The sequence below is a fragment of the Solibacillus sp. FSL W8-0372 genome, assembly GCF_037969735.1.
Classification (GTDB): Bacteria; Bacillota; Bacilli; order Bacillales_A; family Planococcaceae; genus Solibacillus; species Solibacillus faecavium.
Map to the genome: position 1 here is coordinate 325,096 of NZ_CP150204.1, position 22,893 is coordinate 347,988.

Below are 22,893 nucleotides of genomic sequence, written 5' to 3' on the forward strand. Positions count from 1 at the left end.
AAGACACCATTGTTCCTCTTTAGAAACAATGGTGTCTTTAGGTTGCTGTTACGAACTCTGCTGTACATTAAGGGTAGAATCAAATTTTTGAAACAGGTCTCTAACAGATGGGTGTAGTTGATTGTTTTCTTCTATAATTAACTCTTGTATCTCACTCTCTTTTATCATCCTATAAATCGTTTTTAACTGATCCACTTGAACGGCTGTTGGTGAGTCGATAATCATTTCGTTAAGGAAGGTAATGGGACCGTTTAAAGAAACATTTAGTTCAGGATTCAGGGTAAAGGCTAGCTCGAACAGATGTTGAGTATTTCTAATTTCCTGTAAGACCGGCTCTATGATATACCATCTCTCCTGAGAATCCTGAAGGGTATTTTCACTGGCTTCTTGTATTGGGACCGTTTTCTCAAAGGCTATTTCCATAAGTTCATAAGCGTCTTTAAAAAGAGCATAGGAAGCGGGTTGATTATAATAATCGTTCATATTCTCTTTTTTATAAAAGGTTTCCTTTTGAAATCCCTTTACCTTTTGATCGTAAGTGAATTTTTGGATAATTATACTAGCGTGCTGCGTCATATGCATCACAATTCCCGGCTTTCCATCAAAAGTTGCGGTACTAAAATCCAGGGAGCCTAGTTGAATATAATCATCAAATAGCGGATAAGAATTTTCACCATCCTTCACTACTAACAACCAGTTCTGGCCATCGTCCCAAGCGAATAAACCATTTTCCATTTTTCCTGCATTTACGTACAATTCAATAATTTCCTCTTCACCATCTTCATCGATATCTAAGCTTTTTTTCTTATAAAGAGTCTGAGGATATTTTTCGATATTTTTTACTGAAATAGTTGAATAATCACTGTTTGCTTGTTTTATGAGAGCCTCATTTTCTAGTGATATCTGTTCCATTTGTTTTTTTAACTCATTTATCTCTTTAGTCTGATCTGTATTTGATTGAGTGCACCCGCTCAGTATACCTGCAAAGCATATTGTTCCTAATAAAAACGTTCTCATTACAATCCTCCCTCTAGAGCTTTTTAAATGTAAATTAGAATTCCACATGGTTACTTTATGTAAATAATACTTAATATTAACATAAATTGGTTAAGTGAGCTTCTTAGAATTAGATAAATTAAATCACAAAAAGGCGTGACTATATTATCACGCCTTCTTCGAAGAGTAGATTTTGCAATTTTCTTTAGTCCTCATCCTTAATATCCACATCTTCTGGGATAGGAGTGTTTTTCCAAATTTCGATTTCTTCTTTAATTCGCTCAAGTTGCTGATGGTACGTTTCAAATTGTGCACTGTTAATTAAAAAGTTTTCACCATCATGCACTGCTTTAATACGACCAGCATAAATGTACTGTAGAATCTGGTGCTCCGACATGCCTATATCATTTGCAGTTTGTTCCACTGATTTATACATCATGATGCCTCCTTTTAATTTTGGGTTAACTCTATTATAAATATAATTTAGATAAAGTTCATCTCGATTGGCTGTTCAACGTATGATAGCATAATGGTTATAAAAGCGGGGTGTAATAGTGAATATTTTACCGTACATATTTGTTTTATTGGCTGCGATGCTTTGGGGCACAGTCGGTACGACACAAACATTTTTAACAGAAGGTATTTCCTCATTCGCAGTTGCTGGTATTCGTTCGGCAATTGGCGGGGGAGTTTTACTAATCGCAGTTATCCTCATGCGAAAAATTTCGTTTCGTCAATGGTCATGGAAGTGGACTATTCTGGCTGCGATTGCAATTGCTTTATTCCAAAGCTTATTTTTCACATCTGTCCGTTTTACAGGTGTGGCGGTAGGGACAGTTGTGACAATAGGAAGTTCACCGGTATTTGCAGGAATAATTGAATGGGTCTTTTGGAAAGTACGCCCAACACTTGTCTGGGCAGTTGCCACCGTGTTGGCGATTGTCGGCTGCTTACTGTTGTTTATGAATCAGGGAGATACAACGATAAACCCTGTTGGAATTGCATTGGCACTGGCAGCGGGCTTCATGTTTGCCCTGTATACGAATGTAAGTAAGCAGTTGATGAAACGCGAGGAAACGTTACCAGCGGTTGCGATGACCTTTACACTTTGCGCATTATTTTTATTGCCATTGGCAGTGAAGGATGGTTTCAGTTGGGTAACAGAAGGCGTGAATCTTTGGGCAATGCTATTTATGGCGCTTGCTGCAACGAGTTTGGCGTACATATTATTTTTGGGCGGATTAAAGAAAATCAGCTCGTCCGCTGCAGTGACATTAAGTTTGGCTGAACCTTTAACAGCAGCATTACTTGGCGTATTTTTAGTTGGCGAGCATTTAACATTTGTAGCTTGGATTGGCGTTGGTTTATTATTAGGTGGAATTGTAGTATTAACAATAGGTGCAAAAAAAGCTGCTTCATAGGAGGTAGCTTTTTTTTTGAAAAGATTTGGTATTTTGGATAAATCCTAGACCCCATAATTTTATTAGCCGATGCTGTGCCGAAAGTAGAAAGTTCCGGACGGAAAGTAGATTCTTTTAAATGAAAAGTAGAACCTTTAGCAGTGAATGTAGAACGTATCACGAATAAAGTAGAATCCGTTATTTTTATTAGCCGATACTTTATCGAAAGTAGAATCACTTTTAATGAAAGAAATCTTAAGAAATTCTTCAGATTTTGAGTAGGTAGATGTTAAGAAGTTCCATTTATTATAAAGTTATAAGAAAAAGTTGTGAGGTGAGCAGGATGGATCAGCTGACGGTGCTCGTGACTGATGACGATCAGGACATACGGGACGGCATAGAAATTTATTTGAAAAATGAAGGATATCGGGTGTTAAAGGCTGCAGATGGGAATGAGGCAATTGAGTTGCTGAAGCAAAACGAAGTGCACTGTATAATCTTGGACGTGATGATGCCGAATATGGATGGGATCACCGCAACGTTTAAAATTCGTGCAGAGCGTAATATTCCGATTATTATGCTCAGCGCAAAGGCGGAACAGACAGATAAAATTCACGGTCTTTCAGTTGGTGCGGATGATTATATTACAAAACCTTTCCACCCGCTAGAATTGTTAGCACGTGTAAAATCCCAGCTTCGACGCTATGTCAATTTCGGAACACTTGGGCTTGGGGAATCAACTCCGCTAGTCGAAGGACTTGAACTTGATGCGGCAGCAAGGGAAGTAAGAGTTGACGGGGAGCCTGTCAAACTAACACCGACCGAGTATAAAATTACCGAACTATTATTAAAAAATGCAGGACGTGTTTTTTCGATTGGCGAAATTTATGAAATGGTTTGGAATGAACCTGCATATAACGCTGAAAATATTGTAGCAGTCCATATCCGTAAAATCCGTGAAAAAATTGAAGCCGATCCTAAAAATCCCCGCTATTTAAAAGTTGTATGGGGTCTAGGTTATAAAATTGAAAAGTAAGGTTTTTACTTGGATTGGGGCAATGAGCGCGGTAGTTGGATTTTATTATCTCGGAACGTATTTTTTTAATTATTTTACAGGGCGGTTTGTCCCGTTAGTTAGACAGTTTTTATATTTTTTATCAATATAAAAAGGAGCATTTGCTGCATGAAGGGTAGATGTTCATTCCATTAGGAGGAATAACGAATGAAGAACAATAAAATTTACCTCCAACTTTTTCTTATATTTGTGGTGGCGACCGCAGTCATTCTAATTTTTACAAGTGGTAGTAATTATTTTGGGAAGACATTTAATGAATCACAAGATTTTAAGCGTGATTCGGAACGATTAGTATCCGAGCTTTCACAAAACTTATTTAATGTACCAACAGAACAAGATTTTGAAGGAGCCTTAACCGTTTCGGAAGAAGAAATGCATAGTTACCGTACACATTACGGTTCCCTGGCAGAGCAAATTCAAAATATTAAAGAGCAATATAAAGGTGATATAGAGGAAGCACAAGACGCGGATGTTATTGAAGCACTTGAGCAAGAGCGTGATGCAAAAATAGAGGATATTAGGAAAAATTTCGAAGACGATGCTTATGTTAAGGCCAAAATAATCGCAATAAAGAAAAAAGCGATACAAGAAGAGCTGAAAAACATTAACAGCGAAAGAAAAAATACATTAAGTCAATATAGTCACTTCGCTTACGAATTCACAGATGAAAAAACGGGAGAAGTTTACCGGAATGGCGATGTTGATGAGCAATCGGTTTTTGAGAATACGTTTAATAATGTAGGAAAAGATTTCAATAGTAATTATACGATTCATTTTTCTGACCATGATAATCTAGGGATTATTCGAGATAGTTATACGATTGACAGGGATTTACAAAGTATTTCGGGTGTTGTAACGGTTCCAAAATCTTGGTTTGATAACTCGTATTTAGGAACAGACCAGAAAGCATTTACTATTACGAAATATATATATTATGGAATGGTTCTTGCAGGAATTATTAGCTTTGTATTATTAATGACTTATTTAGAACCAAATCGGGAGGACTTCAACCGGAAATTCCCACTGCGTGATCAATTTGAACGCTTACCGATTGATATCCGAATTGTAGCAATGGTTATTGTTGCTTACTTCGCGATTATAACGAATGAGATGTTTATAAGATCTATTCGATTACAAGTATATATAACCGGTAATTACAGTCATATTATTGATTTATTCATAACTGGGATCATCAGTTTTGTATTTATTACCGCAGTCATATTTATAATAGTTTCGATAGCTGAAAGTTTGAAGAACGAGCGAAATTTAGAAAAAATTTGGCCTCACACTTTTACATCGCAAGTAGTAGACGCTGCAAAATCAATGTTTGATAATCGCTCTGTAGGGATGCAGTCACTAATATTACTATTTGTAGTGTTCCTCGGAGGGTTTGGACTTGCAGTTGTGATGGCAACAGCAGACGCAGGAGTTTTCCTGTTTTATATGTTCTTATTTGTAGTATTCTTCATGCCAACACTTTATATTTTCATGCGTCGTATGGGCTACCTAAACCGTATTATGAAGCATACAGAAGATATGGCAAACGGCCGTTTAACAAAAGACCTGAAAGTGAAGGGGAAATCTCCTTTAGCGAAACATGCACAAAATTTAAACGGGCTGCGTGAAGGCGTTCGTACTAGTCTGAATGAGCAGGCTAAAAGTGAACAAATGAAAACAGAACTAATAACAAATGTAAGTCATGATTTGCGTACACCGTTAACGTCAATTATTACGTATACGGATTTACTGAAAAATCCATCGATTAGCGAGGAAGAACGCACTAAGTATATTGGGATTTTAGATGCAAAATCGAATCGTTTAAAAACATTGATAGAAGATTTGTTTGAAGTATCGAAAATGGCGAGTGGCAATATAGAAATCTCCAAGCAGCGCATCGATTTAGCCCAACTGTTGCAGCAGGCGGCTGGTGAGCATGGGGAAGATTTCGCGGCGGCAAATTTAGATTTACGAGTAAATATTTCAGAGCAACCAATATATGCTTATGTAGATGGGCAGAAATGGTGGCGAGTAATCGATAATTTAATCGTCAATGCTCGTAAGTATTCATTAGAAGGCACGCGTGTTTATGTGAACTTAAAATTAGTTGACGGAAACGCAGAGTTAGCGGTTAAAAATGTTGCAAAGTATGAGCTATATGAAGAGGCATCACAATTAATTGAACGCTTTAAACGTGCAGATACGTCGCGTCATACAGAAGGCTCTGGGCTAGGCCTTGCGATTGCACAGTCCATTGTTGATCTTCATGGTGGGCAATTGGAAATAGCAGTAGACGGAGATCTTTTTAAAGTAACAGTGAGTGTTCGTACAGAAAAATAAGCAGAAGAAACTGCAGTAAGGGGATGACCCTTGCTGCAGTTTTTTCCTGTAGGAGAAATAGTTGGGTTATAATAGTATGGATATAAAAGCATATTAAAGGGATATTGAAGATGACTAAATCTATTAGAAATAAGCATGATCTGAAATAAATTTTTTACAAATAATCTTCTTTATTAACGTCAAAATGTTGAAATGTAGTAAAATAGCAACATTAAATATGTGAGGGGTTTAAGTATAATGCGAATATTATTCGGCATCTTGGCGATAGCAATATATAGTGGCATTACGTTTTATCTCGGCTGGAATTTAAGGGCATGGCTACTGTCCATTCAGCAATTCCGCTGGCCAATTGTTTATTGGACATTTTTATTTCTCATTTCCTATGGTTATTTTATAGGAAAGCTCCACCCATTACTGACGCCTTTAACAGTACTAGGTAGTTATTGGATGTTCTTTTTGCAGTATGGGCTGATTCTCTGTATTATAGCTAATCTGATAATTAAGTTTTCACCGCTTTCGACGAAAATGGTTGGAACAGGTGTTGTTGGTTTACTAGTCATTTTATTAATTGCGGGTACATATTTTGCATACTCTCCAGTAGTACGGAATGCTACTATCGAGATAAATAAGCCTGGAGAAGATATGCGTATTGTTATGGCATCAGATTTCCACCTCGGTCTGTTATCCGGGACAGGGCATTTAGAAAAGTTTGTTAAGCTCTCCAACGAACAAAAACCGGACTTAGTGCTATTACCGGGAGATCTTGTTGATGACAGTCCTCAGCGCTTTATTAATAAAGGCATGGGGGAAGTGATGAAAAACCTTCAGGCAACATATGGTGTTTATGGAGTACCGGGAAATCATGAGTATTATGGCAATGAAATTCCTGAATTTAAACAAGCAATGACTGAATCGAATGTTCGTATTTTAATGGATGAAACAATTTTAGTGGATAATCGTTTTTATTTAACAGGACGTGAAGATTTAACAAATAAGAAAAGGTTGGCATTAAATGAGCTACAGCCAGAAAATCAGGAACTTCCTTGGTTTGTTATGAATCATACGCCAATGGATTTGGATGAGCCGGCTAATTTAGGTGTAGATTTTCACGTATCTGGACATACCCATCGAGGACAGATGTGGCCAAATCATTTCATAACAGAACGAATCTTTGAATTGGATTATGGCCATCGTCAAAAGGAACAAATGCATGCGCTTGTCTCAAGCGGCTTTGGCTTCTGGGGACCTCCTACACGTTTAGGCAGTCAATCCGAACTCTGGGTAATTGATGTGAAATTTAGCGAATAACGTTTGCAAAAGGAGCAAGTATATGGAATGGATAGAGCTATTAAAAGCTTTAATCTTAGGATTTGTGGAAGGGATGACCGAGTTTGCACCAGTTTCTTCAACAGGACATATGATTATTGTTGATGATATGTGGCTGCAGACGAAGGAGTTTTTAGGTTCGGGGTCTGCCAATACTTTTAAAATAGTTATACAGCTAGGATCAATATTGGCAGTCGTTTTTGTAATGTGGAAACGGTTATTGAGCTTAGTCGGACTATATAAAATGGAAGGGCAGCAATCGACCCGGTTTAATTTAGGGCATGTGCTGATCGGTATTATTCCAGCAGGAGTTTTTGGTCTATTATTTGAAGATTTTATAGACGAAAACTTATTCAGCATTAAAACAGTAATTATTGGGCTGATAATCGGAGCTGTATTTATGATTATTGCTGATAAATTTGGACCTAGAAAACCTTCAATTACTTCTTTAGACAATATATCTTACAGTAAAGCCTTCAAAATTGGGGTTATTCAATGTTTGTCGCTTTGGCCAGGGTTTTCGCGTTCGGGATCGACTATTTCAGGAGGCGTTTTACTTGGACTAGATCATAAAACAGCTGCAGATTTTACATTCATTATGGCGGTACCGATAATGGCAGGGGCGAGCGGTTTGTCACTTGTGAAAAACTGGGACCAAATTAATGCCGATCACTTTTCTTTTTATGCAGTAGGCTTTATAAGCGCATTTATATTTGCCCTTATTTCGATAAAGTTCTTCCTGAAGCTGATTTCCAAGGTAAAGCTCACACCCTTTGCAGTATATCGAATTGTATTGGCTTTAATTTTAATTTTTATTCTATCTATATAGTGAAATCGTAGACGTCAAATATTTGTAGTAATTTGGCGTCTTTTTGTCGAATTGTAATGGCGATTATAGCCGATTTAAGCAATGTAAAATCGGAAGTAAAGGAAGCCATTCGCCAGTGGGATATTTTGAAATGAGTAAATGAGAAGAAACGATGCAAACATTTTAAATCAAAATGAGGCATATTCTGAAAGAGGGTTCAGAACATGCCTTGTTTAAGCTATTTATTAAACATATCAAATAATCCGCCGATGCCGCCTTCACCAGCATCTTTACCGCCACCGCCTTGAGAAACCGGTGCAGCTGCGAACACGCGGCTAGCTAAACGGCTAAATGGCAATGACTGCACCCAGACTGTTCCTGGTCCAGATAGTGTGGCGAAGAATAAACCTTCTCCACCGAAAAGCGCTGTTTTAATACCGCGTACCATTTCGATATCGTAACGGACGTCTTGTGTCATCGCAACTAAACACCCTGTATCAATACGCAATGTTTCGCCTGGCTGAAGTTTGCGTTCATAAATCGTTCCGCCCGCATGGACGAAAGCCATCCCATCTCCTTCAAGTTTCTGCATGATGAAGCCTTCTCCACCGAAGAATCCAGTTCCTAATTTCCGCTGAAATTCTACGCCTACTGAAACACCTTTTGCTGCAGCTAAAAATGCATCCTTTTGACAAATAATTTTGCCGTCTAATTGGCTTAAATCCATAGGAATAATTTTACCTGGATATGGTGAGGCGAAATAAACTTTACGTTTACCGGAGCCATTGTTCGTAAACATCGTCATGAACAAACTTTCGCCTGTAATTAATCGTTTTCCTGCACCTAGTAATTTCCCCATCAGACCAGAACCTTGGTTTGCAGATCCATCACCAAATACAGTTTCCATTTGAATCTGATCTTCCATCATCATTAAACTTCCTGCTTCAGCCACAACCGTTTCCTGAGGGTCGAGCTCTACTTCTACAAACTGCATGTCGTCTCCATGTAATACATAATCAATTTCGTGGTTTTTCATATACATATCCCCTTAATAAACAAAATTTATATACAACATACATACGCTTATAAATTTCAAAAGTTTCAAAGTAACGGAAATATATTTGGCAAATATTTAAGCAAATTAATATTTACCGGGATTGAGTATTTCCTTATTTCCCCTCAATTTACTCGGTATTTGTCAGAATTTTATGTATATTATTGCGTAGAAAAAAAGGGGATAAAGTAGAAAATGTCGAATGATATAAGAGAAAACTAGAATTTGTGAGGTGGGGTAATGAAACTGTTAAATTTTATTGGTGGAGAATGGATGGAAGATACTTCATTGCAAACAATGTCTGTGATAAATCCTGCAAATGGTGAACAGTTAGGAACAATACCACTTTCGACAAAATTTCAAGTCGAATTAGCTGCACAAAAAGCGAAAGAGGCACAAAAAGAGTGGGCACTTGTCCCAGCACCAAAACGTGCCGATTATTTATATGAAATTGCATTTAAATTAAAAGAGAAAAAAGAACATCTGGCACAAACGCTGACAAAAGAGATGGGTAAAGTAATCGAAGAAGCACGTGGCGAAGTACAGGAAGGTATTGATATGGCGCTATATATGGCAGCGGAAGGGAGACGTTTGTTTGGTGAAACTGTTCCTTCGGAGTTGCCAAATAAATTTGCGATGAGTGTACGTGCACCAATTGGGGTAGCAGGGCTTATTACACCATGGAATTTCCCTATTGCGATTGCAACATGGAAGGCTTTCCCAGCTCTTATAGCAGGCAATACAGTTGTATGGAAGCCTTCAAACGAAACGCCTTTTATGGCATACGAATTAGCTAAAATCTTTGAAGAGGTCGGGTTACCGCCAGGCGTTGTAAACGTAGTATTTGGCTCTGGACCTACAGTCGGTACTGCAATGGTTGAGCATCCGGACATACGCATTATTTCCTTTACGGGATCTACAACAACAGGTAGCAAAGTAGCGGAGCTTGGCGGAAAACATTTGAAAAAAGTATCGCTTGAAATGGGCGGGAAAAATGCAGTCATCGTGATGGATGATGCAAACTTAGATTTAGCATTGGAAGGCATTTTATGGAGTGCGTTTGGCACGGCCGGTCAACGTTGTACAGCATGTAGCCGAGTTATCGTGCATAAAGATGTAAAACAGGAGTTGGAGAAACGTCTTGTGGAAGCAACTAAGCAGCTGACAATTGGAGACGGACTGAATCCAACAATCAAAATAGGGCCAGTCATTAATAAGGCAGCACTCGAAAAAATTAACCATTATGTCCAAATAGGCAAGCAGCAAGGTGCAAACTTACTTATAGGTGGAGAGATATTAACAGACGGTGACTTGGCAAGGGGCTACTATTATGCACCTACGATTTTCACCGATGTGGAGTCAACGAGTATATTGGCACAGGAGGAGATATTTGGTCCTGTCGTTAGCATTATTGAAGTAAGTAGTTTAGAAGAAGCAATTGAAGTAAACAACAATGTGAAGTTTGGCTTATCAAGCTCAATATTCTCACAGGATGTAAATAAAATCTTCAAAGCACAGCAATTACTTGATACAGGTATTGTGTATGTAAATGCTGGGACAACAGGAGCTGAAATCCATTTACCGTTTGGAGGTACAAAAGGTACTGGAAATGGACATCGCGATTCAGGGCAAGCAGCTCTTGATGTCTATACGGAATGGAAGAGCATTTACGTTGATTACAGTGGGAAGTTGCAACGCGCTCAAATCGATAACGCATGATCTTTCGCCTAGTGCGAATTATCTTAGATTACTTTATCTTCATTCAAGCAGTTCCTGAATGAGATAGCTTTCGGAGGATGTCACAGGACGCAATTGTGCCGAGGCATAATTGACATACAAAAAAAGGGGATGTTTACATGAAAGTAGTAGTGCTTGGTGCTGGTTTGATGGGGAAAGAAATTGCACGCGATTTAGTCGATAGTAAAGAAGTAGAAACAGTATATTTAGCAGATTTATCAATCGAAAACGCGAAGGAATTCGTCGATACTTTAAATACAAAAAAAGTAGAGGTTGTACAGCTAGATGCAGACTGTGATGAAGATTTACGTGAAGTAATGGGACGTGGAAATGTAGTTATTAATGCATTGTTCTATACATTCAATGAACGCGTAGCAAAAGCTGCAATTGATGTAGGGGTTCATTCGGTTGATTTAGGCGGTCATATAGGCGGCATTACTGAATCAATTTTTCAGCTAAATAATTTGGCTGCTGAAAAAGGTGTAACAATTATTCCAGATTTAGGAGTAGCACCTGGCATGGTAAATATTCTAGCAGGATATGGTGCAACGAAGCTTGATACGGTTGACTCAATCAAATTATACGTAGGTGGCATTCCAACAGAGCCGAAGCCACCGCTGCATTATACTCGTGTATTTTCTTTGGATGGTGTATTCGACCACTATACAGAGCCATCTAAAATGATTCAAAAAGGCATTTTAGCCGAGGTAGAATCTTTAACAGGCATTGAGCCGATTTACTTTGATGAATTTGGTGTACTAGAGGCGTTTTATACATCGGGGGGAATTTCGACTTTATACAAAACTTTCCCGGATGTAAAAACATTAGAATACAAAACAATCCGCTATAAAGGCCATGCTGAAAAGTTCAAATTACTAGCTGAGTTAGGTTTCCTAGATAAAAACAATATAGTAGAAGCTAGCGGGCAGGAAGTAAATGTTCGGGAAGTAACTAAAGAAGTATTGAAGAAAAAATTGGATTTAGGCAAGAAAACGGACGCTGTATTGTTGCGTGCGATTATTTCAGGGGAAAAGTCAGAAGAACAAATTACGTACGAGTATGAAATGGTAGTACGCAAAGATTTAGAGAAAAATGTAACGGCAATGGCACGTGCGACAGCCAATACAATTTCAGTCGTAGCGCAAATGGTTGGCAATGGGATGATTACCGAGCGTGGTGTAATTGCTCCGGAATCAGTAGTACCGGGTCGTGAATTCATTAAGGAAATGGCAAAGCGTGGTGTCGACATTAGAGAGACATCACATCGTTCATCAATGATTGTTAAATGGTAGGAGTGATTTTATGAACTTCGAGTTTACTGAAGAGCAAACACTTTTACGTAAAACAGTGCGGCAATTTGTCGACACTGAAATCATCCCATATATTGCAGAGTGGGATATGAAGGGTGGATTTGATCCTAAAGTATGGAAGCGCCTAGCCGAAATTGGGCTAATGGGAGTCTGTATTCCCGAAAAATACGGCGGGGCTGGAATGGATTATAACTCGCTTGCGATAGTATGTGAAGAGCTGGAGCGTGGGGATACAGCTTTTCGTACAGCTGTTTCTGTGCATACAGGTCTCAACAGCATGACGCTTATGCAATGGGGTACAGATGCCCAAAAGGAAAAATACTTAACACCTCAGGCAAAGGGTGAGAAAATTGGTGCATTTGGCTTAACAGAACCTGGTGCAGGATCTGATGTGGCTGCGATGAACTCCTTTGCCAAACGAGACGGAGACTATTATATTTTGAATGGGCAAAAAACATGGATTTCGTTATGTGATATTGCGGATCACTTCATCGTTTTTGCCTATACAGACAAGGAAAAGGCGCATCACGGTATTTCCGCTTTTATTGTGGAACGGGAATGGGCTGGCTTTAGCTCAAAGGCGATTAAAGGAAAGTACGGAATCCGGGCAGGCAATACTGGCGAGCTGTTTTTTGACGATGTAAAAATTCCGATCGATAATTTACTAGGTGAAGAAGGGGAAGGCTTTAAAATTGCCATGTCCGCCCTTGATAATGGACGTTTTACCGTAGCAGCCGGTGCGGTTGGTCTAATTCAAGCTTGTATCGAGGCCAGTGTGAAGTATTGTAAGGAACGTGAAACTTTTGGGAAGCCAATCGGTGGGCATCAGTTAGTCGGTCAAATGCTTGCAAAGATGGAAGCGGGCTATGAAATGAGTAAACTTCTTGTATACCGTGTAGGGGAGCTGAAAAACAAAGGTGTTCGCAATACCCGTGAGACTTCTTTAGCAAAATGGCAAGCATGTGATTTTGCAAATAAAGCTGCAGATGACGCTGTACAAATTCATGGGGCATATGGTTATTCCGATGAGTATCCAGTAGCGCGCTATTTACGAAATTCAAAAGCTCCTGTTATATATGAGGGAACGCGGGAAATTCATACAATTATGCAAGCTGATTATGTACTCGGGAAACGCAACGATAAAAAACTGCGCTGTATGCTGCCTAGCTGGCCGTTTGAATAATAGAGTGGAGCGAAAGGGTTTATGAACCTTTCGCTTTTTTTGTTAATGTTAAATATAGTAAAAAGAAGTAGTAACCACAATTTTGGATGGAAAATAAGAGCCTAAAAAAATATTTGTAAGGGGGAAAGAATGAAATGAGAATAAGAAATTCAGCAAAAGCAGTTATCGTAAAGAACGGAAAGTTATTAGCTATAAAATTACAGGAAAATAATAGTACATACTATACATTACCGGGCGGTGGTCAAGAACATGGTGAAAATCTGCATCAAGCATTAGAAAGAGAGTGCATGGAAGAGATAGGTACCAAAGTGGAAATTGGAGAGTTGATTTTTGTACGTGAATACATTGGAAAAAACCATGAATTCTTTGCTAAACATGCTCATGCGCAGCAAACGGAATTTATGTTTTTATGTCGTGTACATCAGGATAGCTTTGATAACGGAAGCAACCCCGACACTGGACAATCAGGTACAGAATGGATACCAATTAAGGAATTACTGAATTTTAAATTATACCCGCAAGCAATGAGACCCCAGTTGATTTCTTATTTTAACGGGGAGAGAGCTGCAACTTATTTAGGTGATATAAATTAATGAGTATGTTTTAGGATGCAATGGAGGGGTATCAGAGTAAATAATAAGTTAAAGGAGGCAAATTAAATGACACATGAACATTATCAGTCAGTAATAGAGGCACTTCATGAATGCATGGCTGCTTGCAATCATTGTTATGATGCTTGTTTAAAAGAAGAAGATGTAAAAATGAGGGTAGGCTGTATTCGTCTTGATAGAGAGTGTGCAGATATTTGTGCTTACTTTGAACAGGCAATCAGTAGAGGAACGCCATTTATTTCTGAACTGGCCCAAGTATGTGCACAAATTTGTGAAGCATGCGGTAATGAGTGTAAAAATCACCATCATGAACACTGTCAAAAATGTGCAGAGGCTTGTTTTAAATGTGCAGAAGCATGCCGAAGTCTGATTGCATAATTTTTATTTTTTGAAAGAGCGTTTCCATAGAGGATTCGCTTTTTTATTATGAATAAGTATTTATTTTAAGGATTTTTCATAAATCACCCTGATAAACCATACCACTTATTATACTGATGGAAAGGTGATAATACGGCATGTGGTTATTAGGTTTTTTATGTACCTTTTTAGGCTTATTTATTGGTGGTCTAATAGCTTGGCTTTTCAAAGGACTGCATCAGAGAGTAGATATTTTTTACGGGATCTGTGCAGGTATTATCTTTGGCTTAATTAGTTTTGAAATTTTTCCGGAAGCAGTTGAATTAGGAGGCTGGGCAAGTACGCTTTTAGGGTTTACAATCGGAATCATTATTTTTGCAGTATTGCATAATACTTTACATAGTAACGAAAGTGAAAAAAATATTGAAAAAGATAATTTGTATATTCGTGCAAGTTTATTATTAATATTCAGTCTATCGATTCACAATATACCAATGGGAATTATTTTAGGGGCAAATCAAAGTTCTGATTTTACAATGGCATTGTTGCAAACACTGTTATTTCATAGTATCCCCGAAGGTATTATTTTGTTTACCCCCTTGATTTTGGCAGGAAAGCGAATGAATCTTTTTATTGTATTTTTAATTACCTTTATTGTATCGATACCAGTTGCACTAGGTATCTTTATTGGTGATTTTTTAGGATTTGTACACCAGTCAATCAACACGATCTTAATAGGCTTAACTTTAGGAATCATTTTTATGGTTACTGTATCGGAAATTTTATTCCCTGCATTAATCAAATCGTCAGCGTTTAAAGTTTTACTTTGGACTATGATAGGGATGGTGATAATAGGGGTTTATATGAAAATATTATAAATGTGCTTTTAAAGCGGCTGTACCTTAGTTTGTAGGTTCTGCCGCTTTGTTATTGGTTGCAGAATTTAGTACTACAACCCCGCCTATAATTAATAATATGCCTGTTACTTTAAGGATACTTAGAACTTCATCCCATAATACTACACTTACAAAGAGCGTTAATAAGGTTCCTACTCCAGCCCAAATAGCGTAAGCCAAACTTAACGGTAAAGTTTTCAAAGTTAATCCAAGGAAAAAGAATGAAAGTCCATAACCTAGAACTACTGCAGCTGAAGGTAAAGGTAGTGTGAAACCATCTGATATTTTTAGCATCGTTGTAGCGAATACCTCACAAATTATTGATATTGTTAATAAAAAGTATGCTTTCATATTTTTTTTCCTCTCTTCTTCAAGATAGTAGGTTAGCCAATATTTAAAATAACAACGCCTCCAATAATTAACCCTAACCCTAAAAGCTTTTTGCTGTTCCAGCCCTCTTTAAAAACGATAATTCCTATTAATGCAGTTAAAGCTGTCCCCACTCCAGACCAGATCGCATATGCCAAACCAAGTGGAAGTGTCTTCAGCGATAACGATAAAGCATAAAAAGCGATGGCATAACCAATAGCTATTCCAATGACAGGGAATAATTTTTTGAAGCCGCTTGACGCTTTAAGCATTGTACTTCCAAATACTTCACTAACAATGGCAACTGCCAATAGAAAATATGCGTTCATAGTAATCCCTCATATCTTTTAATGTTTTAGTGTTTTCAATATTATTTTACCTTTTTTAAATAAAACTTTAAGTGTATGCACAAAATGTATTATAAAATGATTGAATATTAAATTCTTTATGATGCTTTATATGGATAAAGTAGTAGTATTTATTAACTGAATTTCTAATTTTAAGTATATTTCTGCGATTCATCATCAGATTTTTAGTAATCTAGATAATGTATTAAAAAAGGAGGTTTTATTAATGAAAAAACTCGGATATTTATCTTTAGCTGTATTTTTAAACTTGTCTCTTGCAGCGTGTGCTGAACAATCTACAGAAACTATTGAACCAAAAGAAGATGAAAAAGCTAGTACTGAACAAATGGAATGGTCTTATGATGATGTTACAGGTCCTGAATACTGGGGTGAACTAAACGATGAAAACTTAGCGTGTGTTAACGGAGAAGAACAATCACCGATTAATCTGGAATTTTCCCAAGTGAAAGTAGATAAAAAATTAACAGAAAATCAGATTAACTATGAGCCAACCAATTTTACACTGATAAACAACGGTCATACCGTACAGGCTAATGCTACAACAGAAAATAACAGCATGATTGTTGAGGGAAATGAATATAAGCTTTTACAATTCCATTTCCATACGCCAAGTGAGCATCAGTTTAATGGTCAAAGTTATGAGATGGAGCTGCATTTAGTACATAGTGATAAGAATGGAAACCTAGCTGTCCTTGGATTGATGATTCAAGAAGGAAAGGAAAATGAAATAATGGCAGCTCTTTGGAATGAATTACCGGCTGAAAAAACGGAAGAAGCAGATACGGAAGACTATCTAATTGATTTACAGGCTTTGTTGCCTGAAAATCAAATATCTTTCCATTATGCAGGGTCCTTAACGACACCTCCTTGTACAGAAGAGGTAAAATGGAACGTTTTTGAACAGCCAATTGAAATGTCAAAAGAACAGATACAAGCATTCCAGCGCATTTTCCCGGATAATCATCGACCTGTTCAACCATTGAATGATCGGGAAGTTAATAAAAATTGAAATGAAAAATTTTACTGATAGTTTAAAGAGGTAGTATGTAATCAAACTAGTGCATAGCTAAAGAGACCATCACGTTATGGTCTCTTTTTGATAAAGAACATTAAATGTTAAGAGTAATACGGGGTAGAATAATCACTTTAAAAACACTGGACTGGACATTACTAATTATTTGTTATATACTATGGTTAATAAGACGGATTACAATACATTAATAAATTCACCTATTACAAAGAGTATTCGTGTTTTATTTAATACTTTTTGTAATATGTGAATTTTTTTCTTTTTTGAGGAATTATGATCTTATTAATACGAATAATGGAGGTCATTTAAATGACACAAGGTACAGTAAAATGGTTTAACGCAGAAAAAGGTTTTGGATTTATCGAAGTTGAAGGCGGAAACGACGTATTCGCTCACTTCTCAGCAATCCAAGGCGACGGTTTCAAATCTTTAGACGAAGGTCAAAAAGTTGAATTTGAAATCGAAGACGGTCAACGTGGCCCACAAGCTACAAACATCGTAAAACTTTAATTTTAATGATGTAATAATAAAGAAGAGGTATCCTTTAACGAGGATGCCTCTTTTTTTGGTGCTTAATTTACCAGGAAAAGGAATATTAGTTTTTTCATGTTAAATAAAGATTTCTTGTTTTAAGAGGTTATAGCAGCCTTCATCCCGAAATAAATGGATAAAGGATTGTTTAGTTTATAATTACTTAAATTGATGAATAGGGGAAGTAAGGATGGAAGCAAATATGATTCAAAAAATTGGGCAGATTGGGGTGCCAATAAAAAATATGGAGAACGCAATTGCGTTTTATAAAGATAAATTAGGATTACCATTACTTTTTAGTACAGATAGTATGGCATTCTTTGAATGTAGTGGGCAAAGGCTTCTTCTATCTATCCCTGAAAAAGAGGAATTTGCAAATTCAAGTTCTGTTATCTACTTTCAGGTAGAAGATATAAAAGAAGCTTATAAAGAATTGATTGGAAAAGCAGTTTTCTTTAACGACGAGCCACACATTGTTGCAAAAATGGAACATACAGAAACATGGATGGCTTTCTTTAAAGATAGTGAAGACAATACACACGCTTTAATGAGCGAATTGCAAATTTAATTCCTAGCATTCGATGTGGCGAAAAGTCTCCTGATTTTTATAAAAAATTGGGATATATAGGAAGAAATATAGGTTTTAGTAAAAGTTTAGTTCATGATTAGTTTTCCATTTAAAAATTGTGGATCTAAAAAGAATAAAGGGGGGGTGCAATTGTATAAATTTAGCTGGGTGGGGAGTGAAAATCATTTTGTAGATACACTACATATTGAGCAAGTCAACAACTTAACAATCGGTCGTTTTGGTGGTAATTCATCGGCAGGTCAATATAAAAACGAGGATGGCTGTATCGTTTGGTCAGATGAAGAACAGGATTGGGAATTTGTAGTGCTCCTCGATGCACATAATTCAGCAGAGAGCGCCGAACTTGTCAAAAATACTATTACAGAGGAAGAACAAAATTTAACGACTATTTTTAACATGCCATTACGAGAATCTTTTAATCAAATGGACAAATACATAGTACATATTTTTCAAAATCCACTTTTTCTAGCGAGTTGTCGAGAGATCCAAGGGGAAACTGCGTGTCTTATCGTTTTAAGAAAAGACAAGTATGTTTGGTGGTTTTCAGTTGGAGATTGTATCCTTCATCTGTTTCACCCCGAATTGGCTAAGATGGATCAATATCTTTTGAACCAAAGAAATTTCTATGAATGGATAGGACAAGTAAACACCTTTGAACTAGATGTACCATGCTATAGTACGGGGCGTCGGGAATTAAGAAAAGGAAAGAACCATCTTTTTCTTACAACAGATGGTTTAACGGAATGCCCTGATGGTAATTTCCATAACGCTACCGAAATTATGAAGGTATTTGATAACGCCAAATCCCATCAAGATTCCGTGCAGAATTTATTAAAGGAGATTGAAGAAAAGGGAGTACGAGATAGCACTACTATTATTTCGTGGATAGTTAATGTAGAAAGAAATGCGAGTGAACCAAGTGACTTATAAATTTATGAAGAATAGGAGGCATTTCTATGTTTAAAGTAAAAACGGATTCAGTAGTGGGATATAAGGAAATGAAAATTCCCTACACTTTATTAAGCACCAATGAGGATTCAAAAAATTTAGTAATCATGCTTCCTGGAGCTGGATATAGCACGCAAGCTCCTCTCTTTCATTATTCGACTGGAGTGTTTTTAAATACATCCTCCGATGTGTTACAAGTCAATTACTCTTATAATGACAAATTCTATGATAATTTCAGTATCGATGAAATTAGTGATGCGATTAAGCATGATGTAAGGGTAGTTATCGATCATGTTTTAAATGATGAATCGTATGAATCCTTTTGTCTGATCGGCAAATCTTTAGGAACGATTGCTATGTCATCTGAGTTAAAAAGAAATATTTTTAAAGATGCAAAAGCAGTTTGGCTAACTCCGCTTATTAAAAGGGAAGATGTTTTTGAGGCGATGGTAAAAGCAGAAAACAGAGGATTGTGTTTTATCGGTGACAACGATCAGCATTATAATGCAGAAAGATATGAGCAAATAGTTCAAAATACGAACATTGTTTCCACACTATTCCCTAATGTAAATCATGGTTTGCAATATGAGAATGACCCCGTTACTTCAATTGATGTATTAAAAAGTGTGATTAAAGAAATTTATGAATTTTAAATACAGATTGCTAGGAACAATAACAAGGAGTTGATTAGATGACTATCCCCATTTTTAAGGGAATGGAAGGTGTTTTTATCCCTGTAAAAGACCCAGCTATTTCGGCTAAATGGTATGAAGAAGTACTGGGATTTAAAATAATTTACATTGAAGAAGAGGCAGCTGTCATGCAAATCGGAGAAGAGTCCCAAACGGTAGTATGTTTAGTGAAGACCTTGAATCATGTACCAATGAAGTTCCCGGAGAACAAGTTTGGGGTAGGCAAATACTATAATTTTATTCCTACAGATATAGAAGAAGCCCATAAGACTCTTCTGACCAAAGGTGTAAAGGTGAATTCAATTGGAGGGGAAGGATCCACTAGATTTTTCACTTTTTATGATCCGGATGGCAATCCATTGGGAGTCTGTAAATAAAGGCTTTTAAAAGCTGAAAGGAGATAAAAATGAGTGAGAAATTACTAAGAATAGGTACAACATATATTCCAGTAACGAATGTAGACCTTGCTGCTGATTGGTATGTAAAAAAACTAGAAGCAGAGTTAAGCTACAAAGATGAGGACAAAGCTATTTTAAACTTGGCCAATCAAAGTATCTTTCTTGTAAAGTCCCTTGAAGGCCAAAGCTCCAATTTCTTGGATATTTACGGGAGTGAGCGTTTTTCGTTAACATTTGAAGTCGATGGAATAAAGGCATTAGAAGCATTACACAAAGATTTTAAGCAAAGTGAAATAAACGTTGGAGAAATTGAAGACAGAGGACATGCTGGCCGGAATTTTACTTTTTTTGATCCGGATGGTAATAAATTTGATGTATGGAGTGAGCTTAGCCCTTCCTTTAAATAAAGAGGGTTATTTTCTATTGGAGAAAACAAGCCACCGCTTTGATTATATTTTGATCAAAGCGGTGGCTTGTTTGTTTGTAAAGATATGTGTAAAAATTTTTATTTGTTCTGTAACCTTTCCGTTATTTCCAAGTCTAATTAAATACAAAAGAATGGAAAAGGAGGGTTTTTATGAAAAATGGCAAGCTTTTTGGAATGGGATTAATTACTTCACTTGTCGCAATTTTAGTATTTGGCTATTTTTTCTTTACTAAAAACACAGAAGTGCAGGCAACAGGTATTTCATTTAAAGGGGAAACGTATTCGATTACATTGAAGCAACCAATTACGAAAGAGAGTTTAACGGATGGTTCTATCGTTGTATTAGATGAAAACGAGAAGGCTACAAAGGCTAAACTTTCGATTAATAGCAACGGGGAAATTTTATCTGTAGATGGGTTAAATTTAGGGAAATACACACTTCAAATCAAAAAAGATGCCTTTGCAAAGAAAACTAAATTGCAGCAGGAACAGTCTGTGACACTTGTAGTCGTTAAGAAAGTGAAAAATATTGTTTCAACAGAAGATTTAAAAGATTATTTTCGCGCATTTTTAGCGGCAGAAAATTCATTGTCGAATCGATTTAACGATATGGTAACAAATGATATGGCAAAAGAGGAATCCGCTATGTCGATGGATAATAGTGCAAAAAGTAGCGGGGGTCCGAGTCATTCTACTACAAATAATCAAGTAGAAGGTATTGATGAAGGGGACATTACGGTTACAGACGGTCGATATATTTACACGATTATTGATAACAAGGTAGCAATTGTCGATACGAAAGATTTAAAAGTGGTGAAGCGTATAACTGTTGGTAAAGATATTTATCCGAATCATCTAATGATACATGATAAAACATTAATAGTTGGATACTCGTCTTATGTTCAGACACAAAAGGAACCGTATGATGGGAAATCCGTATCAACAGTAGCGTTTTATGATGTGACCGATGCTAAAAACGCAACATTAGTACGTGAAGTAGGTCATGATGGTGGTATATTAAATATTCGCAAATCCGGAAACTATTTATATGTAGTGTCGAGTCTTACACCGAACTACTGGCTGCTTCAAGAGACACCGAATGTTGAATTGCGTCCGTCTACGTATGATGGTAAAAAGGAAACAATTATGCCAATCGATAAAATCCGTCTTTTACCGGAAAGCAATGAGCCGAATTATTTGATCGTTTCGGCAATCGATGTCAGCAATGTGAAGTCAAATGAATGGAAAACAGAGAGCTTTCTAGGAAGCAGCGGTCAAATGTATATGTCCGAAAATGCGATCTATATTGCGTCTATGAATCATTACGGTTTCTGGCCGGAAATTGAAACCGCAGATACAGCCGTCTCCAATATCATGCCAGCACCACAAAATAATGAAACGACAATCTATAAAATTTCAGTAAATAAAACAGCTTTAAAAATGGAGGCACAAGGAAAAGTAACAGGTTCTATATTAAATCAATTTTCAATGGATGAGCATGATGGTCACTTCCGTATTGCCACGACAGAAGGCAATGCCTGGGGAACTGCAGCAAATTCGAAAAATCATTTATTTATTTTAGATAAAAATATGAAGCAGGTTGGGGCAGTCAAGGATTTAGCAAAGGGTGAACGTATTTACTCTGCTCGTTTTATGGGCGATAAAGCGTATTTAGTAACATTTAGAGAAACTGATCCGCTGTTTGTCATTGATACAGGAAATCCGAAAGCTCCAAAAGTATTAGGGGAGCTGAAAATTCCAGGTTTCAGTAATTACTTGCATCCGATTGATGAAAATCATTTACTGGGAATTGGCTATGATACGGAAGTTCGAATGGAAGAGGGTTCTAAAGAGCCGATTATCTTAACGAAAGGTATGAAACTGAGCTTGTTTGATGTAACAGATTTCAATAATCCAAAAGAAAAACAAGCGTTAGTGATTGGAGGACGCGGCACATATTCTCCTGTTCAACACGATCACAAAGCGTTATTCAGAGATCCACGCCAAAACTATTATGGATTCCCTGTAACACTTTACTCACCGACAGAAGAGGAAGACCGATTAAAATATGAAGGAACAGGTGCGCACATTTATAAAGTAACGGCTTCAGGAATTGAACTTGTAGCTGACATGATGGAAAAGGCACGTCCAGGTGAACAATATGAAGATTATTATAATGTAGTACAACGATTGTTATATGTAGACGATCAATTGTTTACAGTGTCGCCATCCAAGGTAACAAGTTTCAATGGGAAAACGTTTGAAAAGCAGCAAACAGTAGGGTTTTAACAGTAAATTAACCGTAGGCACACAGGAGAATATGTGCTTGCGGTTTTTTATTTGAAAGAACTAATGAAGTGACAAGTTTCCTATCCTTTACTGCTACTATGCGGCTCCCGCCAAAGGAAAATCGCAACTTATTGTACTTATCTTTTTTCTTAAGAATTTCTT

General features: G+C 37.1%; 24 protein-coding genes. 19 read left to right on the forward strand and 5 right to left on the reverse strand.

All coding sequences use genetic code 11. The features are described 5' to 3' along the window. Window positions 1-48: 48 nt before the first annotated feature. Window positions 49-1,017, reverse strand: a complete 969-nt coding sequence (locus tag MKY13_RS01620) for a hypothetical protein (RefSeq protein WP_191701246.1) — start codon at window positions 1,015-1,017, stop codon at window positions 49-51. Window positions 1,018-1,201: 184 nt separating this feature from the next. Further along, complete coding sequence (locus MKY13_RS01625) at window positions 1,202-1,432, reverse strand: DNA-binding protein (RefSeq protein WP_191701245.1); 231 nt, start codon at window positions 1,430-1,432, stop codon at window positions 1,202-1,204. Window positions 1,433-1,550: 118 nt separating this feature from the next. Between MKY13_RS01625 and MKY13_RS01630 the strand changes: the two genes are divergently transcribed. The 5 genes from MKY13_RS01630 (at window position 1,551) to MKY13_RS01650 (ending at window position 7,963) form a co-directional block, all read left to right on the forward strand. After that, window positions 1,551-2,417 carry an EamA family transporter gene (locus MKY13_RS01630; RefSeq protein WP_191701244.1) on the forward strand — a complete coding sequence of 289 codons (867 nt, stop codon included), beginning with the start codon at window positions 1,551-1,553 and terminating at the stop codon, window positions 2,415-2,417. Between the two features lie 322 nt (window positions 2,418-2,739). After that, window positions 2,740-3,432 carry a response regulator transcription factor gene (locus tag MKY13_RS01635; RefSeq protein WP_339214915.1) on the forward strand — a complete coding sequence of 231 codons (693 nt, stop codon included), beginning with the start codon at window positions 2,740-2,742 and terminating at the stop codon, window positions 3,430-3,432. A 186-nt stretch (window positions 3,433-3,618) separates the two neighbouring features. Beyond that, window positions 3,619-5,808 (forward strand): HAMP domain-containing sensor histidine kinase, encoded by a 2,190-nt coding sequence (locus MKY13_RS01640; protein ID WP_339214917.1) that lies wholly within the window; start codon window positions 3,619-3,621, stop codon window positions 5,806-5,808. Between the two features lie 237 nt (window positions 5,809-6,045). Further along, window positions 6,046-7,116: a metallophosphoesterase gene (locus tag MKY13_RS01645; RefSeq protein WP_191701241.1), complete on the forward strand. Its 1,071-nt coding sequence runs from the start codon at window positions 6,046-6,048 to the stop codon at window positions 7,114-7,116. Between the two features lie 22 nt (window positions 7,117-7,138). Beyond that, window positions 7,139-7,963, forward strand: coding sequence for an undecaprenyl-diphosphate phosphatase (locus MKY13_RS01650; protein ID WP_191701240.1), 825 nt, complete (start codon window positions 7,139-7,141; stop codon window positions 7,961-7,963). Between the two features lie 217 nt (window positions 7,964-8,180). On the opposite strand, the gene MKY13_RS01655 is transcribed toward MKY13_RS01650, so the two are convergent. After that, complete coding sequence (locus MKY13_RS01655; protein ID WP_191701239.1) at window positions 8,181-8,978, reverse strand: TIGR00266 family protein; 798 nt, start codon at window positions 8,976-8,978, stop codon at window positions 8,181-8,183. Window positions 8,979-9,236: 258 nt separating this feature from the next. Between MKY13_RS01655 and MKY13_RS01660 the strand changes: the two genes are divergently transcribed. The 6 genes from MKY13_RS01660 (at window position 9,237) to MKY13_RS01685 (ending at window position 15,072) form a co-directional block, all read left to right on the forward strand. After that, window positions 9,237-10,715 carry an aldehyde dehydrogenase family protein gene (locus tag MKY13_RS01660; protein ID WP_191701238.1) on the forward strand — a complete coding sequence of 493 codons (1,479 nt, stop codon included), beginning with the start codon at window positions 9,237-9,239 and terminating at the stop codon, window positions 10,713-10,715. A 137-nt stretch (window positions 10,716-10,852) separates the two neighbouring features. Then, window positions 10,853-12,025 (forward strand): saccharopine dehydrogenase C-terminal domain-containing protein, encoded by a 1,173-nt coding sequence (locus MKY13_RS01665; protein WP_191701237.1) that lies wholly within the window; start codon window positions 10,853-10,855, stop codon window positions 12,023-12,025. Between the two features lie 10 nt (window positions 12,026-12,035). After that, on the forward strand, window positions 12,036-13,226 hold the full coding sequence (locus tag MKY13_RS01670; RefSeq protein WP_191701236.1) for an acyl-CoA dehydrogenase family protein: 1,191 nt from the start codon (window positions 12,036-12,038) through the stop codon (window positions 13,224-13,226). A gap of 134 nt (window positions 13,227-13,360) precedes the next feature. Further along, window positions 13,361-13,819 carry an NUDIX domain-containing protein gene (locus MKY13_RS01675; protein ID WP_191701235.1) on the forward strand — a complete coding sequence of 153 codons (459 nt, stop codon included), beginning with the start codon at window positions 13,361-13,363 and terminating at the stop codon, window positions 13,817-13,819. Window positions 13,820-13,885: 66 nt separating this feature from the next. Continuing rightward, window positions 13,886-14,215, forward strand: a complete 330-nt coding sequence (locus MKY13_RS01680) for a four-helix bundle copper-binding protein (RefSeq protein WP_191701234.1) — start codon at window positions 13,886-13,888, stop codon at window positions 14,213-14,215. A gap of 137 nt (window positions 14,216-14,352) precedes the next feature. Continuing rightward, the gene (locus MKY13_RS01685) at window positions 14,353-15,072 is read left to right on the forward strand and encodes a ZIP family metal transporter (protein WP_191701233.1); all 720 of its coding nucleotides are present in this window, start codon (window positions 14,353-14,355) and stop codon (window positions 15,070-15,072) included. A gap of 24 nt (window positions 15,073-15,096) precedes the next feature. Here MKY13_RS01685 and MKY13_RS01690 read toward each other — a convergent pair whose 3' ends face one another. Next, a complete protein-coding gene (locus tag MKY13_RS01690) occupies window positions 15,097-15,441 on the reverse strand; it encodes a multidrug efflux SMR transporter (RefSeq protein WP_191701232.1) in 345 nt (114 codons plus the stop codon). A 32-nt stretch (window positions 15,442-15,473) separates the two neighbouring features. Next, the gene (locus tag MKY13_RS01695; protein ID WP_191701231.1) at window positions 15,474-15,788 is read right to left on the reverse strand and encodes a multidrug efflux SMR transporter; all 315 of its coding nucleotides are present in this window, start codon (window positions 15,786-15,788) and stop codon (window positions 15,474-15,476) included. A gap of 244 nt (window positions 15,789-16,032) precedes the next feature. On the opposite strand from MKY13_RS01695, the gene MKY13_RS01700 reads away from it, so the two are divergent. From MKY13_RS01700 to MKY13_RS01735, 8 genes are all read left to right on the forward strand, one after another. Then, on the forward strand, window positions 16,033-16,836 hold the full coding sequence (locus MKY13_RS01700; RefSeq protein ID WP_191701230.1) for a carbonic anhydrase family protein: 804 nt from the start codon (window positions 16,033-16,035) through the stop codon (window positions 16,834-16,836). A 330-nt stretch (window positions 16,837-17,166) separates the two neighbouring features. Continuing rightward, the gene (locus MKY13_RS01705; RefSeq protein ID WP_191701229.1) at window positions 17,167-17,367 is read left to right on the forward strand and encodes a cold-shock protein; all 201 of its coding nucleotides are present in this window, start codon (window positions 17,167-17,169) and stop codon (window positions 17,365-17,367) included. A 211-nt stretch (window positions 17,368-17,578) separates the two neighbouring features. Further along, window positions 17,579-17,956 carry a VOC family protein gene (locus MKY13_RS01710; RefSeq protein WP_339214922.1) on the forward strand — a complete coding sequence of 126 codons (378 nt, stop codon included), beginning with the start codon at window positions 17,579-17,581 and terminating at the stop codon, window positions 17,954-17,956. Between the two features lie 93 nt (window positions 17,957-18,049). Continuing rightward, window positions 18,050-18,907, forward strand: a complete 858-nt coding sequence (locus MKY13_RS01715; RefSeq protein ID WP_339214924.1) for a protein phosphatase 2C domain-containing protein — start codon at window positions 18,050-18,052, stop codon at window positions 18,905-18,907. Window positions 18,908-18,933: 26 nt separating this feature from the next. Beyond that, complete coding sequence (locus MKY13_RS01720; RefSeq protein ID WP_339214926.1) at window positions 18,934-19,578, forward strand: alpha/beta hydrolase; 645 nt, start codon at window positions 18,934-18,936, stop codon at window positions 19,576-19,578. 38 nt (window positions 19,579-19,616) lie between these two features. Continuing rightward, window positions 19,617-19,994, forward strand: coding sequence for a VOC family protein (locus MKY13_RS01725; protein WP_339214928.1), 378 nt, complete (start codon window positions 19,617-19,619; stop codon window positions 19,992-19,994). 29 nt (window positions 19,995-20,023) lie between these two features. Next, on the forward strand, window positions 20,024-20,422 hold the full coding sequence (locus MKY13_RS01730) for a VOC family protein (RefSeq protein WP_339214930.1): 399 nt from the start codon (window positions 20,024-20,026) through the stop codon (window positions 20,420-20,422). Window positions 20,423-20,592: 170 nt separating this feature from the next. After that, complete coding sequence (locus tag MKY13_RS01735; protein WP_339214932.1) at window positions 20,593-22,731, forward strand: beta-propeller domain-containing protein; 2,139 nt, start codon at window positions 20,593-20,595, stop codon at window positions 22,729-22,731. Window positions 22,732-22,893: the final 162 nt, after the last annotated feature.

Coding starts and splice junctions, on each gene's coding strand:
- MKY13_RS01650 (WP_191701240.1), top strand. CDS start 7,139: ATGGAATGGATAGAGCTATTAAAAGCTTTAATCTTAGGATTTGTGGAA.
- MKY13_RS01680 (WP_191701234.1), top strand. CDS start 13,886: ATGACACATGAACATTATCAGTCAGTAATAGAGGCACTTCATGAATGC.
- MKY13_RS01655 (WP_191701239.1), bottom strand. CDS start 8,978: ATGAAAAACCACGAAATTGATTATGTATTACATGGAGACGACATGCAG.
- MKY13_RS01645 (WP_191701241.1), top strand. CDS start 6,046: ATGCGAATATTATTCGGCATCTTGGCGATAGCAATATATAGTGGCATT.
- MKY13_RS01635 (WP_339214915.1), top strand. CDS start 2,740: ATGGATCAGCTGACGGTGCTCGTGACTGATGACGATCAGGACATACGG.
- MKY13_RS01705 (WP_191701229.1), top strand. CDS start 17,167: ATGACACAAGGTACAGTAAAATGGTTTAACGCAGAAAAAGGTTTTGGA.
- MKY13_RS01625 (WP_191701245.1), bottom strand. CDS start 1,432: ATGTATAAATCAGTGGAACAAACTGCAAATGATATAGGCATGTCGGAG.
- MKY13_RS01690 (WP_191701232.1), bottom strand. CDS start 15,441: ATGAAAGCATACTTTTTATTAACAATATCAATAATTTGTGAGGTATTC.
- MKY13_RS01640 (WP_339214917.1), top strand. CDS start 3,619: ATGAAGAACAATAAAATTTACCTCCAACTTTTTCTTATATTTGTGGTG.
- MKY13_RS01685 (WP_191701233.1), top strand. CDS start 14,353: ATGTGGTTATTAGGTTTTTTATGTACCTTTTTAGGCTTATTTATTGGT.
- MKY13_RS01660 (WP_191701238.1), top strand. CDS start 9,237: ATGAAACTGTTAAATTTTATTGGTGGAGAATGGATGGAAGATACTTCA.
- MKY13_RS01715 (WP_339214924.1), top strand. CDS start 18,050: ATGATTAGTTTTCCATTTAAAAATTGTGGATCTAAAAAGAATAAAGGG.
- MKY13_RS01735 (WP_339214932.1), top strand. CDS start 20,593: ATGAAAAATGGCAAGCTTTTTGGAATGGGATTAATTACTTCACTTGTC.
- MKY13_RS01695 (WP_191701231.1), bottom strand. CDS start 15,788: ATGAACGCATATTTTCTATTGGCAGTTGCCATTGTTAGTGAAGTATTT.
- MKY13_RS01665 (WP_191701237.1), top strand. CDS start 10,853: ATGAAAGTAGTAGTGCTTGGTGCTGGTTTGATGGGGAAAGAAATTGCA.
- MKY13_RS01620 (WP_191701246.1), bottom strand. CDS start 1,017: ATGAGAACGTTTTTATTAGGAACAATATGCTTTGCAGGTATACTGAGC.
- MKY13_RS01725 (WP_339214928.1), top strand. CDS start 19,617: ATGACTATCCCCATTTTTAAGGGAATGGAAGGTGTTTTTATCCCTGTA.
- MKY13_RS01700 (WP_191701230.1), top strand. CDS start 16,033: ATGAAAAAACTCGGATATTTATCTTTAGCTGTATTTTTAAACTTGTCT.
- MKY13_RS01730 (WP_339214930.1), top strand. CDS start 20,024: ATGAGTGAGAAATTACTAAGAATAGGTACAACATATATTCCAGTAACG.
- MKY13_RS01670 (WP_191701236.1), top strand. CDS start 12,036: ATGAACTTCGAGTTTACTGAAGAGCAAACACTTTTACGTAAAACAGTG.
- MKY13_RS01675 (WP_191701235.1), top strand. CDS start 13,361: ATGAGAATAAGAAATTCAGCAAAAGCAGTTATCGTAAAGAACGGAAAG.
- MKY13_RS01720 (WP_339214926.1), top strand. CDS start 18,934: ATGTTTAAAGTAAAAACGGATTCAGTAGTGGGATATAAGGAAATGAAA.
- MKY13_RS01710 (WP_339214922.1), top strand. CDS start 17,579: ATGGAAGCAAATATGATTCAAAAAATTGGGCAGATTGGGGTGCCAATA.